The organism is Novosphingobium piscinae, assembly GCF_014230355.1.
Lineage (GTDB): Bacteria > Pseudomonadota > Alphaproteobacteria > Sphingomonadales > Sphingomonadaceae > Novosphingobium > Novosphingobium piscinae.
On record NZ_JACLAX010000014.1, the window covers coordinates 20441 to 38364 of the forward strand.

The following is a 17924-nucleotide window of genomic DNA, read 5'->3' on the forward strand; positions in this document are numbered from 1 at the left end:
GCGCGGCTCCGGGCGGCGCCAATTGTACCTTCGGTCGGACCCGGCCGGGCGGCAGCGGCGTGATCCGCCGGCTCAAGGCGCGACGGTCACCGGATCGGCCGCGGCCAGGGCGCGGCCGGCGTCGTGCCAGCCGTCGATTCCCTCGGGTTGCCACCAGACGTTGGGCAGGCCGGCCAGCGCCAGCCGCCGCGCCGCATTCCAGCCCATCCAGCAATCGGCCCGGCAGAACACCACGACCGGCCAGTCTGGATGGCGCTTCCGGGCCGCCGCGACCGCGTCCAGCACCCCGCGCCACAGCACCGGATCGGGCGCCGCGCGGCCCACCTCGGGGAACCACCGGGCGCCCGGGATGGTCTGGTGCGGCGGGACCCCGCGCCAAACGCCCGTGCCGGGGTCGCGCCTGGCCCCCTCGGCGGGGAGCACGTCAAGGAACAGGGCGTCGTGCCCGGGCCGGAGCTGCAGCGCCGCGGCGAGCGTGAGCCGGCGCGCCGGATCGGGCGCGCGGTCGACCGGGGCGCGGTAGCGGGCCTGGCGGAACCCATCGGCGTCGAACAGCGCAGCCGGCGCCGCCGCAGCCGCGTCCTGCCCGCGCGCGGCTCCCGCAGCGCCGGGCAGGGTGCCGAGCAGCGCCGCAGGGGCGCCAAGCGTCAGCGTCAGGGCCTGCCTGCGTCTCATCCCATGGCACAATAGAGTGCCGCGCGCCGGGCGCTATTGTGCCAAGGTATGGTCCGCTTGCCCCTTCCTGCATTGGCCGCCTTGGCGCTGCTTGGCGCCGCCGCACCCGCGGCGCCCGCGCCGGGCCGGCCGCCAACGGTGGCGCGCGATCCGCTCGGCTCGCCCCTGTGGGCGCTGCACGCCGCGCGCCTGTTCGCCGGCGCCCCCGTGGTGTTCGATCCGGCCGTGCGCGTCGCATTGCCGGTCATTGCCGAGAACCAGCACATCTTCCCCGTGGCGGTCGATGCGCGGGCGCTGGGTGGGGTGCGACGGATCGTGATCCTGGCGGATCTCAACCCGATTCCGGTCGCGGTCGATTTCGCCCCGGGCGGAGCGGCGCCCTGGCTGGCGCTCCGGATCAAGCTGGACCAGCGCACGCCGGTGCGCGCCGCGGTGCTGGCCGGCGACGGGCGCTGGCACGTCAGCGGGGCCTGGGTCGATGCCGCTGGCGGGGGCTGTTCGGCGCCGCCGGTCAGCCGCGCCCGGGGCGACTGGGCCGAGCATCTTGGCGAGCTGCGCGGCGCGGCCTTCGCCACGCCCGAGGGCACGCGGCTGCGCTTCACCGTCCGCCATCCGATGGACACCGGACTGGTCGAGAACGTGCCCGCCTATCACGTGGAGACCGTCACCGTGGCCATGGCCGGCCATGATCCGGCCCGCCTGACCGTGTGGGGCGCCGTGGCCGAGGATCCGGCCTTCACCCTGCTGTTCCCCGGCCGGCCGGGTGCTGCCACGCTGCACCTGCGCGACAGCAACGGGCGCGAGTTCAGCGGGCGGGTGCCCGGCCCGGACCGGCCATGAGGCCGCGGCTGGGCGCGGCGACCCGGCGGCAGACGCTGGGCGCGCTGGCCGGGCTGGCCGTCGGCGCCGCCGCCCCGCTGCAGGGTGAGACCTTCGCCGGGCGCTATGCGCTGCGCCCCCAGGCGGTCGCGCCCGGGTTGTGGCTGGTGCGCGGAGCGGCGGCGCCGATGGCCTTCGCCAATGGCGGGGCCATCGCCAACTGCGCCATCCTCGCCACCATGGCCGGCCCGGTGCTGTTCGACTGCGGGCCCTCGCGCGGCTACGGCGCCGCCTTGCGCGCGCTGGCGCGGCGGCTGACCGGGCGCGATCCGGCGCTGGTGCTGGTCAGCCACCTCCATCCCGACCATGCGCTGGGCGCGGCGGCCTTCGACCCGGCGCTGGTCGCGGCCCTGCCCGAGACGATCGCCCAGCTCGAACGCGACGGCCCGGCCATGACCGATGCGATGTTCCGCCTGCTGGCCGACTGGATGCGCGGGACCGAGCTGGCCATCCCGCTGCGGCGGCTGACGCCGGGCCTGCTCGAGCTGGGCGGCCGTCGGCTGCACCTGGTGGCGCTGGCCGGCCACAGCGGCGGCGACCTGGCCGTGCTCGACGAGGCGAGCGGGACGCTGCTGGCCGGCGACCTGGTGTTCCACGACCGCGCGCCGGCGACACCCCACGCCGACCTCGCCCGCTGGCGCGCCGCGCTCGACACCCTGGCCGCGCTGCCGCACCGCCTGCTGCTGCCCGGCCACGGCCCGGCTGATCCGGCCGGCCGGGCGATCGCCCAGACCCGCGACTGGCTCGACTGGCTGTCCGAGGCGCTGGCCGGGGCGGCCGCGCAGGGGCTCGACATGGTCGAGGCCGGCGCCCAGCCGATTCCCGCGCGCTTTGCCGGGCTGGCCGCCGCGCGCTACGAGCTGCAGCGCAGCGTCGCGCACTTCTATGCCGCGATCGAGGCGGCCCGGCTGCCGCGGATCGACTGAGCGGGCCGCACCGGTTCCCCCCCCGGCCGGCCCGCCCGCCCGGTTCAGATCGCGTTGGCCTTGGCGAAGCGGCTGATGTGCTCGGCCGCGCGGAAGGCCAGCGCCTCGATCGTCAGCGTCGGTTGGCCGCGGCCCGAGGTGACCATGCTCGACCCGTCGCAGAGGAACAGGTTCTTCACGTCATGGGTGCGGTGGTACTTGTCGATCACCGAGGTGGCCGGATCGTTGCCCATCCGGCAGGTACCGAGCAGGTGGACCCCGCCGCTCGCCTCGCCCACTTCGCCCGGGACGATCTGCTTGGCCCCGGCCGCGTCCATGATCTCGACCGCGCGCTCGACCTGCCACTTGGCGTGCTTGATGTCGTCCGGGTGGTCCTTGTAGGTCACCCGCATCGCTGGCACGCCCCAGGCGTCCTTGAGTTCGGGATCGATGTCGACCCGGTTGGTCTCCTGGGCCAGCGAGGTGCCGTGGCCCGAGCAGTTCATCCAGTAGGTGTAGGATTCGAGGTATTCCTTGAACCCCGGACCCCAGCTCGGCGTGCCCTTGGGCACCGACTGGCCCCAGGTCAGCGGCCCGCCCGACCGCGCGTCGAACCCGCCGCCGCCGTAGAACCCGCGCTTCGGATCGCTGTCATAGAAGTCGTGCAGGATCCGGGTGACGTTGGCGCCCTTGTACTCGTTCAGCGGGTTCTCGAACCGGGCCATGGCCCCGCCACCCTTGTTGAACATCAGGTAGCGCCCGACCTTGCCGCTCGAGTTGGCAAGCCCCTCGGGCTGCGCGTTGGTGGCCGAGTTGAGCAACAGCTTGGGCGTTTCCGAGCCGTTGGCGCAGACCACCACGGCCTTGGCGTTCTGGAAGTGCTCGACCTTGTTCTTGTCGAAATAGTGCACCCCGGTGGCGCGGCCGGCCTTGTTCATGCCGATGCGGAACACGTAGCTGTCCGAGCGCACCTCGCAGCGGCCGGTCGCCTCGGCCTCGGGAATCATCGTCCAGACCGACGAGGACTTGGCCATGACCTCGCAGGCGAAGCCGCCGCACAGCCCGCACTGCGCGCAGGGCGGGCGTCCCCGGTACATCACCGAGTTGATCGCCATCGGCGAGGGGAAGGGGTGGAGCCCCAGCTTGCGCGCGCCGCGCTCGAACAGCACGCCCGATGACTTCACCGGCAGCGGCGGCATCGGATAGGGCTTGGAGCGCCACGGATCGAACGGGCTCGCCCCGGCCAGGCCAGAGACGCCGACCTCCCATTCGACCTTGGTGTAGTAGGGCTCGAGCTCGGCGTAGGTGATCGGCCAGTCGACCAGGCTGGCGCCCTCGATCGGCCCCCACTTGCTGCCCTCGATGAAGTCGATCTCGTGCAGGCGCCAGAAATTGGCGTTGAAGTGCGCACTGCTGCCGCCGACCACGCGGGCATAGGTCAGCGGGTTGCGCCCGCTCATCCGCTTGGCGGTCTCGGAGGGATCCTTGCGGAAGGTCTGCGGGCTGACCGCGGGGTTGTTGGTGATCCCCGAGAGGTTGCGGTACTTAAGCTCGTCGTGCTCGAACTCGTGGGCTCCCATCCGCGGACCCTGTTCCATCACGATCACGCTGTGGCCGGCCTGGGCCAGCTCGCGCGCCATGATCCCGCCCGAGGCGCCGGATCCGACCACGATGAAGTCGACGGTCTCGCTGGTCTTGTAGGTCTTCGCCATGGTCGGCTCCCTCAGGCGGTGTAGGGCTTGGTGCCGGGGTAGGGCTGGAAGCCCGGATAATCCTTGTCGTAGTAGCCGAAGGGGGGCTCCCAATAATGGTTGTCCTCCACCCCGATCAGCGTCCAGCCGATGTTGTCGCGGTTGCCGCCGTACTTGGGCAGGGCGAGCAGGCCGAGCACGGTGAGCCGGCGCACGGCCTGGAAGAACGGGGTCTTCTCGACCTGCCCGAGATAGGCGGTCTGCTGGTCGGGCGCGGCCTTGGCGAAGGGGGTGCTGACCCCGGCTTGCCGGGCGAAGCCGGCCTGGAACTCGGCCAGGCCCTGACGGAACGCGGTGAGCTGGTCCTTGAAGAAGCTGCCGAGCGCATTGTCGATGAAGTAGGGCACGCCCGCGGCGCGCGCTCCCGGCTTGGCCCCGCCGGGCACGATCAGATCGGCGATGGCGTCAACATCGGCCGCTTCCAGCGGGTTCAGCGTGGTGAAGCTGGTCGGCGGCGCGGCGCCGTCGGCCATCGCGTGGCCGGCATGGGCGTGCTCGGCGGGGGCCGCCGCGGCGATCGAGGGCCAGTTGAGCGCGACCCAGCTGGCACTGGCGAGATTGCCGACTGCCGTCAGAAACTGACGGCGCGAGGGGGATGCGTGCTCCATGGGTCGCTCCGGTCCGGGGACGAGATATCGCCCCCGGACAGAGCATTCTCTTGTTGGGCAACGTATACGAGATAGTGCGCATTGGCGCGGCGCCCCGCCCGGGCCACCTGCTTGGCGACTCCCGCTGTTTCCGCGCGCCCGGCGCGCCGGGCGAATCAGTCCCGCCAGGTGCGCGCCGGCAGGGTGATCGCCACCGGGGGCCCCAGCCGCTCGGCATCCTCGCCCAGCGCGAAGGTGTAGCGCCCGCCCTTGATCGTCCACCCCTGCGGGGTCCAGTCGGCCAGGATGCGCGGCTCGAGGGTGACGCTGACGGTGCGCGCCTCGCCGGCCTTGAGCTCGACCCGGGCGAAGCCGGCCAGGCGGCGGCGCGCCTCGTCACCGCGGCCGACCAGATAGACCTGGGCGACCGTGGCACCGTCGCGCGCGCCGGTGTTGCGCAGGGTCAGGCTGGCGGTGAGCGCCCTGGCGCCGCCACCGGCCAGCCGCAGCCCGTCGGCGGCGAAGCGGGTGTAGGACAGGCCGTAGCCGAAGGGAAACAGCGCCTTGTGCCCCTGCCGGGCGAACCAGCGGTAGCCGACGTCCGACCCCTCGATGTCGTAGTTCGCCACGAGGCTGGCGTCAGGCGAGGGGGCATCGCCGCTGAAGCTCGGCTCGAGCGCGAAGTAGCCGTCCAGCACGGGACGCGGGAGCTGGTCCGCGCTGGCCGGGAAGGTGATCGGCAGCCGGCCGGACGGATTGGCCTCGCCGAACAGGATCCGCGCGATCGCCTCGCCACCGCGGCTGCCGCCGTACCAGGCCTCGAGCACGGCCGGCACCTGGCCCAGCCAGGGCATGGCCACCGGGTTGCCGGTCTCGAGCACCACGATCGTGCGCGGATTGGCGGCCGCCACCGCGGCGATCAGCGCGTCCTGGCCGTTGGGGAGGCTAAAGTCGGCATGGTCCTGGCCCTCGGTCGACCACTTGGTCGCGAAGACGATCGCGAGGTCGGCCTTGCGCGCCTGGTCGACCGCATCGGCAATGATCGAGCCGTCGCGATAGGTCACCGTCGCGGCCGGGACTCGCGTGCGGATCGCGGCGAGCGGCGCAGTGCCATGAAACTGCTGGTTGAACAGGGCGGCGAAAGGGCCATCGGTGCCGGAGGGGATCGAGGCCTTGGGGCCGCCCTCCGGATTGGCCTGGCTCGAGCCGCCGCCCGAGAGCACGCCCGCCCCGGCATAGCCGCCAATCACCGCGATGCGCTTGGCCGTGGCCGCCAGCGGCAGCAGGTCGCCGCTGTTCTTCAGCAGCACGATCCCCTGGGTCGCCGCCTCCAGCGCCACCTCGCCATGGGCTGCCCAGTCGATCGGCTGGCCCGGCCGGGCATCGTTGCGATCGAGCCCGGCGGCATAGATCGCGGTCAGCACGCGCACGTTCATGTCGTCGAGCCGCGCCGCCCAGCGCGGATCGGCCTTGGCGCGCGCGGCCAGCGGCGCGCCGAAGAACACGGCCGGGTCGAGTTGCTCGCCGGATTGCTGGTCGAGCCCGAGTTCGGCCGCCTCGACCCCGGGCACGGCGCCCCAGTCCGACATGACGAACCCGCGCCAGCCCCAGTCGCGCTTCAGCACCCGGTTGAGCAGCCAGTCATTGGCGCAGGCCTGGGCGCCGTTGACCCGGTTGTAGGCGCACATCACCGAAAGGGGCTGGCCCAGTTCGATCCCGATCTGGAAGGCCAGCAGGTCGCTCTCGCGCGCAGCCGGCTCGGCGATCCGGACATCGACGAACTTGCGGCCGGTTTCCTGGCCATTGAGGGCGAAGTGCTTGATGGTCGAGATGATCCCGTTCGACTGGACGCCGCGGATCGCCGCGCCGACCAGGTGCCCGGCAAGCAGCGGGTCCTCGGCGAGGTATTCGAAAGTGCGGCCGTTGCGCGGATCGCGGGTGAGGTTGACCCCGCCGGCGAGCAGCACGTTGAAGCCCTTGGCGCGGGCCTCGCGGCCGATCATGGCGCCGCCGCGCTCGAGCAGCGCCGGGTTCCAGCTCGCCGCCTGGGCCAGCCCCGCGGGCAGGACGGTGGCGCCGTCGCGGCGGATCCCGCCGACCCACGACACGCCGAGCGAGGCGTCGGTCTCGCGCAGCGAGGGGATGCCGAGGCGCGGCACGCCGGGGATATAGCCGGCACCGGGGATCGCCTCGGCCGGAATCGCCGGGGCAGTGGGCCCGAACGGGAGCGGCATGATGCCGTGGGTGAGCAGGGTCTTTTCTGCCGGCTGCATCGTGGCGACCACGGCGCGCGCCCGCGTCGCCGCTGCCGCGATCTCCGCGGCAGTCGGCGCCTGCGCAGGGGCGGGGGCAGGGGCAGGGGCGGAGGGCGCTGCAGCCAGCGGCGTCGCCAGCAGCGCGGCTCCGGTCAGGATCGAACAGCGCAGGATCATCGCAGGTACTCCTTGGGGCCGGGCGGCCAAGAAAGGACAGCCGCGGACCTGGAGGCCAGGCCGCGGCTGTTTAGTCAGGGTGGAGGCAGGATCAGAACTTGAAGCCGGCGCGCACACCATAGAGCTGCGGGTCGGCCAGCTGGGCCGTACCGTTGGGCCCCGGCGCGATCGACGAGACGGTAATGGCGTTCTCCAGGTTCTTGACGAAGCCCTGCAGGTACCAGTTGCGGTCAGGAGAGTTGTAGGTGACGTTGATGTCGGTCTTCGAGAAGGCCGGCTGGGTCACCTGGTAGAAGTTGGCCAGGCCGGCCAGCTTGTAGCGGGTCGACAGGCGGCTGCGCACGTTGAACTCGATCGACCCGGAATTGCCGAGATCGAAGGTGCGGGTGTAGGCCAGCAGCACGTTCCAGGCCGGCGAGCGATCGAGCCTGCGACCCTGCCAGTTGGCGCCATTGGGCAGGGTGTAGCGGTCGTAGCGCGCGTTGAGCCAGGACACCGCCGCCTCGAACCGGTCGTTCGGGCTGGCCTGGATGGTGGTTTCCGCCTCGACGCCATCCACCTTGGCCGCCGCCGCATTGGTGGTCGCCTGGCACTGGCCGCCGCCGGGGGTGCAGGTGATGATCTGGCTGACCTGCAGGTTGGTGTAGTCGTAGTGGAAGGCGGTCAGGTTCAGCCGCACGCCGTCGGCGATGCGCGTCTTGGTGCCGATTTCGTAGGAGGTCAGCGTTTCCGGATCATAGTAGAGCGCGTCGGCGGTCAGGCTGCAGCCGGTGCCGGTGCCGCTCTCGCACCCGTCGTTGAACCCGCCGGCCTTGTAGCCGGTCGAGACGGTGGCATAGACCAGCGTGCGGTCGTTGAGGTCATAGTCGACCCCGGCGCGCCAGGTCACCTTCTTGAACGTGCGCGAGGCATCGTTGCGGGTGACGACGTCGGTGGCCAGATTGCAGGCCGTGGTCGAACAGGTCACGGTCCGGCCGACGCGGCTCTTCTGGTCCTCGGTGTAGCGGATGCCGCCGGTCAGGCGCAGGGTGTCGGTCAGGCTGTAGGTCGCCTCGCCGAAGGTGGCGATCGACTTGGCCTTGGTCGGGTTCTGCGGGAAGCCGAAGACGTAGCCGGGCGCGCCCACCGTCGGGTTGAGCAGACCGAGCAGGTAGAAGGCGATGCCCGACTGCTCCTGGAAGAAGTAGGCGCCGGCCTGGGCGCGCAGCGGCCCGGTGCCGTTGGTCGCCACGCGCAGTTCGTGGCTCTGCTGCCAGTATTCGCCGTCGAACCGGGTGGGGACCGCGACAGTGCCCAGCCCGCGGACGCTGAGCCCGTCCTCGCGGCGGACGAACTCGCGGTAGGAGCCAAGGTACTGGAGCGTTACCGGCCCGACATCGTAGTTCAGGTCGGCCATGATCCCCCAGGTCTTGTTGTCGCGCATGGTCGGCGCGCTGGTGGGGGTGTTGAGCGTGAATAGCGCGTCGGCCGAGCGGTCGCCGCCGATATAGGTCGGGTTGACGCCGTTGGTGGTGACCGTGCTGTAGAGGTTGCTGAGCGAGACCGCGTTCACGGTGCTGCCCTTGATCGCGCTGTAGTCGGCGCGGATGTTCAGTTCGCCGGCGTCGAACTTGTAGAGCGCCGAGCCCCGGAACGACAGGTTGTCCTTGAACGGGCTGATGTCCGAACGCAGGTTCGGGCCGGGCTGGACGAAGGTGTCGCGGCGGTCGAAGTTGGTGGCGAGGCGGAAGCCCAGGTTCTCGCTGGCGGGCACGTTGATCACGCCCGTTACCTGGGTGTTGTTGTAGTTGCCGTAGTTCACGTCGACATAGCCCGACACGCGGTCAAGCTGGGGCTTGTTCGACAGGACGTTGATCAGACCGGCCGTGGTGTTGCGGCCATAGAGCGTGCCCTGCGGGCCGCGCAGCACCTCGACCCGCTGGACGTCGAAGAAGCTGACTTCCTGGACCTGCGGGCGGGCGATGTAGATGCCGTCGAGCATGAAGGCCGCCGAAGGATCGCCCTTCTCGGTGCCGTCGGTCGAGGTGACGCCGCGAATCGTGATCTGCAGGCCATTGCCGCGGTCAATCGAGACGTTGGGTACCGTATCAGCCAGCGCGGTGGGGTTGGTGATACCGATCGCGCGCAGATTGTCCCCGCTCACCGCGGTCAGCGCGATCGGGGTCTTGGAAGCCAGGGTTTCGAACCGCGTCGCGGTGACGATGATCTCTCCGGCGGGGGGCGCATTGGTATCCTGTGCCATCGCGGCCGATGCCGCGAACAGCGCCAGCGCCGAAACCATACCCCCCATTACCACCTTGGTCATTTGTGCCTCTCCTCGTCGTCGGGCCTTGGCCCGTGCATGCACACCGGAGCGACGTTGTCGGAGCGGGAGGGAGCGAAGTGGCGCAAGGGCTGGACATGCCTGCGCCCGCGATGATGCCCCCCAGTCTCTCCCAACGTCGTTCTATATACACAACAACGCCCAAACACACTTTGTGTATTTTGGACGAGTCATGGCTAGACCACTCTGAAAACGATGTCAAACCGCATCGCCGGGGCGATGCCCAGGCGATACCAGCGTTCCGACCAGCGTTGCAGAAGGGTCACACCAGCGCGCTGAGCGCCAGGAACAGGAGCGAGGGACAGAGCAGGCAGCCGAGCCCGGTGTGGAAGGTCGCGGTCAGTGCGCCATAGGGCACCAGCCGCGGATCGGTGGCGGCCAGCCCCCCGGCCACCCCGCTGACCGTCCCGGCGAGCCCGCCGAACACCATAGCGCTGCGCGGGTTGTCCAGGCCCATCAGCCGGGCGCAGAGCGGGGTGAACACCATGACCAGCACGGCCTTGAGCACGCCGGTGGCGATCGACAGCGCCATCACCGGCGAACTGGCTCCCAGGGCCGCCCCGGTGACCGGGCCGACGATGTAGGTCACGGCCCCGGCGCCCAGGGTGGCAAGCGACACGGCATCGCGGTAGCCGAAGCTCCAGGCCATCCCGACCCCCACGGCGAAGGGAACCACGGTGCCGAGCAGCAGGGCGAAGGCGCCCAGCAGACCAGCCTTGCGCGCCTCGGCGGCATCGACCTCGAAGGCGGTCGAAACGATCGCGAAATCGCGCAGCATGGCCCCGCCTAGCAGCGCCAGCCCGGCGAAGGCGGGCAGGTCGGCGAGGCCCTTCTTCCCGCCGGTGAGAACGCCGCCCCACCAGGCCAGGGCCAGCGCGGCGAGGATCGCGATCGCGCTGGCGTGGATCCGCCCGCGCGAAAGCAGTCGCGAGACCACCACGCTGGCTCCCATCAGCGCCCCCACCAGGGCCAGGGCGATCAGCAGCGACTGGTCGGCGATCAGCTTGCCGGCGATCTCAGTCATCGCCGCGCCTCCCGAGCCGGCTCAGCAGGGCCACCAGGGTAAAGCACAGGGCCACGGTGCTGATCCCCGCAAGCACGACCATCGGCCCGCCTTCGAGCGCGGCGACCACGTTCTGCTGGGCGGCCATGGCCACGACGATCGGGATGTACAGCGCGGCCCAGAACTCGATGCCAAGGCGCAGCTGCGCGGTCAGCCAGCCGCGCCGCGCCAGCCAGGCGCGCGCCGCCATGAGCAGCAGCATCGCCAGACCCACCCCGCCGACATTGGCCTTGACGTGCAAGGCCATGCCCAGAGCTTCGCCCAGCGCCACGCCCAGCAGCGTGCACAGCGCCAGCAGGGCCGTTCCGAAGATTGCCACCTTACTCTCCCCCTCGCCGCCGCGCGGGCGGTCCCGTTCTGGTCACGCCGTCCGCTCAGAGTTCGCGGCTGGCGAGGTAGCGCTCGAGCGAGATGGAGGCCTTGAGCTTGTGCGCGCGCATGCAGCGCGCCGCCTCCTCGCCATCGCCGCGCATAATCGCTGCGACCACCTCGCCGTGCTCCGCGTGCGACTGATCCAGTCGCCCGCGGACGCGCAACTGGGGCAGCCGAAAAGCGGCCATCCGGTCGTGCAGTGCTGCTGCCTGTTCGACGATGAAGCGGTTGTGGGTGCCCTCATAAATGGCGTGGTGGAAGTCCCAGTTGAGCTGGTTGTAGCCATCACTGTCACCGGCGGCCACGATCGCTTCGGACTCTTCGTGCAGCTTGGCCAGACGGCTGCGCTCCACCGGATTCATCCGGTAGGCAGCGAGGCGCGCGCACATGGCCTCGATCTCCGCCGTCATTTCGAACATGTCGATCACCCGCTGGCTGTCGAAGCCCGAGACCACCGCACCGCGGCGCGGCCGGACCTCGAGCAGTCCTACCGCGGCGAGTTCGCGGATGGCTTCGCGCACGGGCGTGCGGGAGGCGCCGAAGCGGGCAGCGATCTGCCCCTCGTCGAGCGGGTGCCCGGGCTTCAGCTGGCCCGCCATGATCTCGTCGGCCAGCGCCGCGCGGATGCGTTCGGACAGGAGCAGGCCAGGGGCCTCAGGCAGCATCGCGATCACTGGACACCTTGCATGCAGAGTAATAACAGTACCGTCTTCTCGCATACACAAGCGCCTCGATCAATTGGTTCAGCGGTAACCCGCTGCGGCGCTCCAGAGGAAAAGTCCGTGGTCCAAGACATGTTCAGCCGGTTTCGCGAGCACGCCGAGACGGCGCCCGATGCGCCCTTCCTGATCCGGCCCGATCTGTCCGTGCTCAGCTATGGAGCGGCGCTCGCGCGGACCGCGCAGCTGGCCAACCTGCTGCAGGCGCAGGGCGTGCGCCCCGGCGACCGGGTGGCGATCCAGGTCGAGAAGACGACCGACGCCCTGCTGACCTATCTGGCCGCGCTGGCGATCGAGGCGGTGTTTCTGCCGCTCAACACCGCATACACCCCCGAGGAGGTGCGCTTCTTCCTGGCCGATGCCGAACCCGCGCTGTTCATCCACCGCCCCGAGGACGAAGCTGCCATGGCCGACCTGTGCGGCGCGCTCGGACTGGCCTCGCGCCTGACGCTGGATGCGGCGGGCCGCGGCACGCTGGCCGAGGGCGCCGATGCCCAGCCGGCCAGCTTGTCCTTTGGCGAACCGGCGCCCGACGGGCTGGCGGCGATCCTTTACACCTCGGGCACCACCGGCCGCTCCAAGGGCGCCATGCTGACGCGCGGCAATCTCGCCTCGAATGCCGCGGTGCTGGTGGAGGAGTGGCGGTTCACCGCGCAGGACGTGCTGCTCCACGCGCTGCCGATCTTTCACACCCACGGCCTGTTCGTGGCGACCAATGTGACGATCGCCGCCGGCGGTGCCATGATCTTCCTGCCCCGCTTCGACGTGGCCGAGCTGATCCGCCTGATGCCACGGGCCAGCGTGCTGATGGGGGTGCCGACCTTCTACACCCGTCTGCTCGGCGAGCCCGCCTTCACCCGGGCGTTGGCCGCACCGATGCGGTTGTTCGTTTCGGGTTCGGCGCCGCTGTCGGCCGAGACCCACAAGGCTTTCCAGGCCCTGACCGGTCACGCCATCCTCGAGCGCTACGGCATGACCGAGACCAACATGAACACCAGCAATCCCTACACGGGCGCGCGCGTGCCGGGCAGCGTCGGCCGCCCGCTGCCGGGGGTCGAGCTGCGCATTGCCGATCCCGCCACCGGGGCCAGCCTGCCGCAGGGCGAGGTCGGGGTGATCGAGGTGCGCGGCCCCAACGTGTTCCGGGGTTACTGGCGCCTGCCCGAGAAGACCGCGGAGGAGCTGCGCCCCGACGGGTTCTTCATCACCGGCGATCTCGGGCGGGTCGACGAGCGGGGTTATGTCAGCATCGTCGGTCGGGCCAAGGACCTGATCATCTGCGGGGGCTTCAACGTCTATCCGGCCGAGGTCGAGGCCGTGCTCGATGCCCTGCCCGGCGTGGCCGAGAGCGCAGTGATCGGGGTGCCGCACGCCGACATGGGCGAGGGCGTGGTGGCGGTGCTCAAAGCCAGCGATCCGGCACTCGACGAACCAGCCGTGCTGGCCGCCCTGGCGGGCCGGCTCGCCCGGTTCAAGCAGCCGCGCCGGGTGGTCTTCGTGCCCGATCTGCCCCGCAACGCGATGGGCAAGGTGCAGAAGAACCAGCTGCGCGACACCTATGCCGGGCTGTTCGCCCGCGAGCCGACGGGCTGAACCGGCGCCGCCTCAGCCGGTGAAGCGACTGAGGAAGTCGGCGCTGATCTGCATCGAGGCGAAGCGGTCGCGGGTGTAGGGCGGCTCCTGCTCGACGTAGTAGTGCTCGACCCCGGCGGCCGCGCAGGCGGGCAGGATGGCCCGCCAGTCGAGCTTGCCCTGGCCCACTTCGGCCGGGTCCTGGCGCAGCGCGTAGTTGGTCGTTGTGGTGGCCTTGATGTCCTTGAGGTGGACCATCCGCACCCGGCCCTTGAGCCGGCGCAGCTCAGCCGCCGGATCGATCCCGCCGGCCGCGGCCCAGCCGAGGTCGAGCTCGATGAACACCAGTGCCGGGTCCAGCTCGCCCAGCAGGGTCGCCCAGCCGGTGGTGCCGCCCTGCGGCCGGAACTCCATGTTGTGGTTGTGATAGCCGAGCGCGATGCCGAAGGGTTTGAGCGCGGCGGCGCGGTCGTTGAGCAGGGCGGCCAGGCGCTTCCACATGTCGAGCCCGCCGGCATCGACCGCACTGGCCAGGGCATCGCGCGGATCGCCCGAGGCCGGTGCCGCGAACGTCTCGGGCAGCAGCGGCATCGGCAGCACGGCCTTGGTCACCCCCAGCGCGCCGAGCGCATCGGCGAGCTGTTGCGGACTGCTCATCAGCGACAGCGCGCCCGGGGCGACGCGCGGCGGCAGGCCAAGGTGGATCGACCCGTAGCGGACCCCCGCCGCCTCGGCCTCGGCGCGCAGGGCCTGCGGGGTGCGGTCATAGAACCCGGGCAGCTCGATATCGCGGTAGCCCATCGCGGCCAGCCGCCGCAGCGTCCCCGCCAGGTCCTTGCGCGGCGCCTCGCCGAGGGCATAGAGCTGGATCCCCAGGGGCTTGCCGATCCGCTTGAACAGCGGCGTGCGCCGGGCCGCACCGGCGGGAACGGCGGCAGCGAGGCCCGCCGCGCCCAGGCCGGCGAGAAGGGTGCGACGATCGAGCGGATGGGTCATCAGGCAATCTCCGGAGCGGTGGCGGGAGCCGTGGTGGTCGGGCGGAAGGCCAGTGCGAGGATCACCGCGCCGAGCGTGGCGAGCCCGGCCGGGACAAGGAACAGGCGGCTGTAGTCGACCGTGCCGTCGGCGCCGGTCCAGGCCGCGGTAAGCGCCGGGAAGAGGGCGCTGGCGATCACGTTGCCCACGCCCAGGATGAGCAGGTTGAACAGCCCCTGCGCGCTTGACCGGACATCGCGCGGGCAGACCTCGTCGACGAAGATGTAGACGGTCGCGAAGAAGAAGGCATAGCAGATCCCGTGCAGCAACTGGACGCCGATGATCGCCGGCACGCTGTCGGCCAGGAAGGCGAAGGCCAGGAACCGCGCCGCATGGCCAAGGATCCCGACGATCATCGTCACCCGCCAGCCGAGCCGCGCCAGCACCCGGCCGAGCGCGAGCATGGTCAGGATCTCGGCGATCTGGCCGAGCGAGAGCACCACCATCGAGAGGTTGCCCGCGATCCCGACGCGGTTGGTGAGGAAGGCGTCGGCCATCACGAAATAGCCGTTGTGGACCACCGAATCGATGAAGGTCACCACGAACAGGACCGCGACGACCGGCTGGCGCAGCAGCCCGAAGGCGCGCCGCCAGGCCAGGGCATCGACGCCGTCGCTGGCCGGCCGGGGCGGGGTGTGCGGCAGGGTCAGCGAGAAGGCGGCCAGCGCCAGCGAGATGGCGCCGGCGACCAGGAAGATCGCCCGCACGTCCTGCGGTCCGGACTGGGCCCCGAGCAGGAAGATGAACGGCCAGCTCGCCATCACCCAGCCCACTGTCCCGCCTGCCCGGACGCGCCCGAAATCCTTGCCATCGGCCAGATGGGCAAAGGCGATCGTGTTGCTCACCGACAGGGTCGGCACATAGACCAGGCTGTAGGCCAGATAGCAGGCGAAGAATGGCCCGAACGTGGTCGCATAGGCCGCGCCGATCAGGCACAGACCGCCGATCAGGTGGCTTACCGCAAGGAACCGCTCGGCCGCGAAATGGCGATCGGCGAACTGGTTGGAGAAGAAGATCCCGGCGACCGAGGCGATGCCCCAGCACGAACCGACCAGCGCTTGTTGTCCGGGGGTGAAGCCCAGCATGCCCATGTAGGGGAACAGCTTGGGCGCCCAGGCTCCCCAGATCGCAAGCTGGAGCGCCATCATCCAGAACAAGGCCATGGTCGGAGGCCGCTGCGCACGCGGTGTTGACAAGGTTAGCTCCTCTGCCCAGTATTTTTGGAAACGTTGCCAGAACGAATCTGCCCGGGTCAAGTGGCAATAACCGCTGCCCCGGAATAGCCAGTGGCGTTATGGTCGGGAGCCGCGCGTGCTGCGTCGGCCGAGGGGATGGAGGAGGCGCATCGATGCTGGAGCTTGATCGTCGTAACCTGCTGGCCGTCGTGGCCGGGCTGATCGGTGCGGCGGCCTTGCCGTCTGGCGCCCTGGCGGCGGCGGCGACACCCGCGCGGGCCGGGCTCGACCCCGCCACCCGAGCCCTCGTCACGGCCGTGGCCGATACGCTGATCCCGCGCACGGACACCCCCGGGGCCCGCGATGCCGGCGTGCCGGCCGTTTTCGCCGCCCTGATGCGTGACTGGGCCAGCGCTGAGCGGCGCGCGACGTGCCTCGGCGCACTGCAGGCGATCGACACCGCGGCGCAGACCACGGCGGGCCAGCCCTTCGCGCGCCTGTCTCCGGCCCGCCGGACCGCGGTGCTGACCGCCCACGACGCGGCCCGGCTGGGCAGCGACGCCGGCTATACGATGACCAAGGAGCTGCTGGTCGCACTCTATTACCTGAGCGAACCAGGGGCCACCCGCGAGTTGCGCTACGAGCATGCGCCGGGGGCCTGGGAGGCATCGATCCCGCTGACCGCGCAGACCCGCGCCTGGGCCGGCGCCTGAACGCGCCTCAACGTAACAAGAAAGCGGGAGAGACCCATGTTTGACGCGATCGTCATCGGCTCGGGCATGAGCGGCGGCATGGCCGCCAAGGAACTGTGCGAACGCGGGCTCAAGACGCTGGTGCTCGAACGGGGCCGCAAGCTGGAGCACGGCACCTCCTACACCGATTCGCTGCAGCCCTGGGAGCTGCCCAATGCCGGCGGCATCCCGGAGGAGGAACTGGCGCGCGACTATCCGATCCAGCGCCAGTGCTACGCGGTCAACAGCGCGACCCAGCAATACTGGGTGAAGGACAGCGAGCACCCCTACGAGACCCCGGCGGACAAGCCGTTCTCGTGGATCCGCGGCTATCATCTGGGCGGCCGCTCGATCATGTGGGGCCGCCAGACCTACCGCCTGTCCGAGCTCGATCTGTCCGCCAACGCGCGTGACGGGCACGGGGTCGACTGGCCGATCCGCTATGCCGATCTGGCCCCGTGGTACGATCATGTCGAACGCTTCATCGGCGTGTCGGGCGAGGCCGAGGGCCTGCCGCAGCTGCCCGACGGGCAGTTCCTCCCGGCCATGCCGATGACCGATGGCGAGAAGCTGTTCAAGGCCGCGGTCGAGCGCCAGTTCGGCGACCGCAAGGTGATCATGGGGCGCTGCGCCCACCTGACCGAGGCGCAGCCGCAGCATACCGAGCTTGGCCGCGCCCCCTGCCAGTACCGCTCGCTGTGCGAGCGGGGCTGCTCCTACGGCGCCTATCACTCGAGCCTGTCGTCCTCGCTCCCGGCGGCCGAGCGGACCGGCAACCTGACGATCGTCACCGATGCGATCGTCCACTCGATCATCACCGATCCGGCCACCGGCAAGGCGACCGGGGTGCGGGTGATCGACCAGAACACCCGCGCCGCGACGACCTACCAGGCGCGGGTCGTGTTCCTCTGCGCCTCGACGATCGGGACCGCCCAGATCCTGCTCAACTCGGCCTCGGCCGCGCACCCCCGCGGGCTGGCCAATGGCTCGGATCAGGTCGGCCGCAACCTGATGGACCACGTCTACGGGCCGTCGGTGCAGGCGATCATGGACGGGCCCGAGACCTATTACCGCGGGCGGCGGCCCAACGGCCTCTATATTCCGCGCTACCGCAACATTGCCGGCCAGGAGGAACCCTATGTCCGCGGGTTCGGGTTCCAGGGCCGGGTGATGCGGCAGGGCTGGCGCCAGATGGCCGGCAGCGCCCCCGCGGTGGGCGCCGCGCTCAAGGACCAGACGCGCCACCCCGGGCCGTGGCTGGCCGGGCTGGCCGGCTTTGGCGAGATGCTGCCGAATCCGGCCAACCGGGTGACGCTCCATCCGACCCGGACCGATGCCTGGGGCCTGCCGCAGCTGGTGATCGACTGCAGCCATGGCGAGAACGACCGCGCGATCGGGCGGCAGATGCTCGAGGATGCCAAGGCCATGGTGCGCGCCGCCGGTGGCCGGATCGTCCGCGAGACCGCGCGGCTGCATCCCCCGGGGCTTGGCATCCACGAGATGGGCACGGCCCGGATGGGGCGCGATCCCGCCACCAGCGTGCTCAACCGCTACAACCAGGCCCATGAGGTGCCCAACCTGTTCATCACGGATGGTGCGGCGATGGCCTCGAGCGGCTGCCAGAACCCGTCGCTGACCTATATGGCGCTGTCGGCCCGCGCCGCCTATCACGCCGCCGAGTTTCTGAAGGCGGGGACGATCTGAG

Annotated in this window: 15 protein-coding genes; 5 read left to right on the top strand and 10 right to left on the bottom strand. The window is 70.6% G+C overall.

All coding sequences use genetic code 11. The annotated features are described in order from the left end of the window. Window positions 1-72: 72 nt before the first annotated feature. Window positions 73-675: a rhodanese-like domain-containing protein gene (locus H7F53_RS13145; protein WP_185679959.1), complete on the bottom strand. Its 603-nt coding sequence runs from the start codon at window positions 673-675 to the stop codon at window positions 73-75. 48 nt (window positions 676-723) lie between these two features. Between H7F53_RS13145 and H7F53_RS13150 the strand changes: the two genes are divergently transcribed. Continuing rightward, window positions 724-1515, top strand: a complete 792-nt coding sequence (locus tag H7F53_RS13150) for a quinoprotein dehydrogenase-associated SoxYZ-like carrier (protein ID WP_185679960.1) — start codon at window positions 724-726, stop codon at window positions 1513-1515. Continuing rightward, complete coding sequence (locus H7F53_RS13155; RefSeq protein WP_185679961.1) at window positions 1512-2480, top strand: quinoprotein relay system zinc metallohydrolase 1; 969 nt, start codon at window positions 1512-1514, stop codon at window positions 2478-2480. The genes H7F53_RS13150 and H7F53_RS13155 overlap by 4 nt, the downstream gene beginning before the upstream one ends. 44 nt (window positions 2481-2524) lie before the next feature. Here H7F53_RS13155 and H7F53_RS13160 read toward each other — a convergent pair whose 3' ends face one another. From H7F53_RS13160 to H7F53_RS13190, 7 genes are all read right to left on the bottom strand, one after another. Beyond that, on the bottom strand, window positions 2525-4171 hold the full coding sequence (locus H7F53_RS13160) for a GMC family oxidoreductase (protein WP_185679962.1): 1647 nt from the start codon (window positions 4169-4171) through the stop codon (window positions 2525-2527). A gap of 11 nt (window positions 4172-4182) precedes the next feature. Beyond that, window positions 4183-4818, bottom strand: coding sequence for a gluconate 2-dehydrogenase subunit 3 family protein (locus H7F53_RS13165; protein ID WP_185679963.1), 636 nt, complete (start codon window positions 4816-4818; stop codon window positions 4183-4185). A gap of 155 nt (window positions 4819-4973) precedes the next feature. Further along, window positions 4974-7229, bottom strand: coding sequence for a beta-glucosidase family protein (locus H7F53_RS13170; protein WP_185679964.1), 2256 nt, complete (start codon window positions 7227-7229; stop codon window positions 4974-4976). Between the two features lie 91 nt (window positions 7230-7320). After that, a complete protein-coding gene (locus H7F53_RS13175; RefSeq protein WP_185679965.1) occupies window positions 7321-9534 on the bottom strand; it encodes a TonB-dependent receptor in 2214 nt (737 codons plus the stop codon). Window positions 9535-9814: 280 nt separating this feature from the next. Beyond that, window positions 9815-10576 (bottom strand): malonate transporter subunit MadM, encoded by a 762-nt coding sequence (gene madM, locus H7F53_RS13180; RefSeq protein WP_185679966.1) that lies wholly within the window; start codon window positions 10574-10576, stop codon window positions 9815-9817. Then, window positions 10569-10934 carry a malonate transporter subunit MadL gene (madL, locus tag H7F53_RS13185; protein ID WP_185679967.1) on the bottom strand — a complete coding sequence of 122 codons (366 nt, stop codon included), beginning with the start codon at window positions 10932-10934 and terminating at the stop codon, window positions 10569-10571. Before madL ends, madM begins: the two co-directional genes overlap by 8 nt. Window positions 10935-10989: 55 nt before the next feature. Beyond that, window positions 10990-11652: a GntR family transcriptional regulator gene (locus H7F53_RS13190; protein WP_185679998.1), complete on the bottom strand. Its 663-nt coding sequence runs from the start codon at window positions 11650-11652 to the stop codon at window positions 10990-10992. Between the two features lie 117 nt (window positions 11653-11769). Here H7F53_RS13190 and H7F53_RS13195 point away from each other — a divergent pair, with 117 nt between their 5' ends. Further along, the gene (locus H7F53_RS13195) at window positions 11770-13299 is read left to right on the top strand and encodes a malonate--CoA ligase (protein ID WP_343062062.1); all 1530 of its coding nucleotides are present in this window, start codon (window positions 11770-11772) and stop codon (window positions 13297-13299) included. Window positions 13300-13311: 12 nt separating this feature from the next. On the opposite strand, the gene H7F53_RS13200 is transcribed toward H7F53_RS13195, so the two are convergent. Next, on the bottom strand, window positions 13312-14274 hold the full coding sequence (locus H7F53_RS13200) for a sugar phosphate isomerase/epimerase family protein (protein WP_185679968.1): 963 nt from the start codon (window positions 14272-14274) through the stop codon (window positions 13312-13314). After that, on the bottom strand, window positions 14274-15509 hold the full coding sequence (locus H7F53_RS13205) for a nucleoside permease (protein ID WP_246438891.1): 1236 nt from the start codon (window positions 15507-15509) through the stop codon (window positions 14274-14276). Before H7F53_RS13205 ends, H7F53_RS13200 begins: the two co-directional genes overlap by 1 nt. 152 nt (window positions 15510-15661) lie before the next feature. On the opposite strand from H7F53_RS13205, the gene H7F53_RS13210 reads away from it, so the two are divergent. Continuing rightward, window positions 15662-16201 (top strand): gluconate 2-dehydrogenase subunit 3 family protein, encoded by a 540-nt coding sequence (locus H7F53_RS13210; RefSeq protein ID WP_185679970.1) that lies wholly within the window; start codon window positions 15662-15664, stop codon window positions 16199-16201. A 36-nt stretch (window positions 16202-16237) separates the two neighbouring features. Then, window positions 16238-17923, top strand: a complete 1686-nt coding sequence (locus H7F53_RS13215; protein ID WP_185679971.1) for a GMC oxidoreductase — start codon at window positions 16238-16240, stop codon at window positions 17921-17923. Window position 17924: the final 1 nt, after the last annotated feature.

Bases quoted from the DNA above. Each gene is read 5' to 3' on its own strand.
- H7F53_RS13160 (WP_185679962.1), bottom strand. From the start codon at position 4,171: ATGGCGAAGACCTACAAGACCAGCGAGACCGTCGACTTCATCGTGGTC.
- H7F53_RS13155 (WP_185679961.1), top strand. From the start codon at position 1,512: ATGAGGCCGCGGCTGGGCGCGGCGACCCGGCGGCAGACGCTGGGCGCG.
- H7F53_RS13145 (WP_185679959.1), bottom strand. From the start codon at position 675: ATGAGACGCAGGCAGGCCCTGACGCTGACGCTTGGCGCCCCTGCGGCG.
- H7F53_RS13190 (WP_185679998.1), bottom strand. From the start codon at position 11,652: ATGCTGCCTGAGGCCCCTGGCCTGCTCCTGTCCGAACGCATCCGCGCG.
- H7F53_RS13150 (WP_185679960.1), top strand. From the start codon at position 724: ATGGTCCGCTTGCCCCTTCCTGCATTGGCCGCCTTGGCGCTGCTTGGC.
- H7F53_RS13165 (WP_185679963.1), bottom strand. From the start codon at position 4,818: ATGGAGCACGCATCCCCCTCGCGCCGTCAGTTTCTGACGGCAGTCGGC.
- H7F53_RS13215 (WP_185679971.1), top strand. From the start codon at position 16,238: ATGTTTGACGCGATCGTCATCGGCTCGGGCATGAGCGGCGGCATGGCC.
- H7F53_RS13210 (WP_185679970.1), top strand. From the start codon at position 15,662: ATGCTGGAGCTTGATCGTCGTAACCTGCTGGCCGTCGTGGCCGGGCTG.
- H7F53_RS13170 (WP_185679964.1), bottom strand. From the start codon at position 7,229: ATGATCCTGCGCTGTTCGATCCTGACCGGAGCCGCGCTGCTGGCGACG.
- H7F53_RS13200 (WP_185679968.1), bottom strand. From the start codon at position 14,274: ATGACCCATCCGCTCGATCGTCGCACCCTTCTCGCCGGCCTGGGCGCG.
- madM (WP_185679966.1), bottom strand. From the start codon at position 10,576: ATGACTGAGATCGCCGGCAAGCTGATCGCCGACCAGTCGCTGCTGATC.
- H7F53_RS13175 (WP_185679965.1), bottom strand. From the start codon at position 9,534: ATGACCAAGGTGGTAATGGGGGGTATGGTTTCGGCGCTGGCGCTGTTC.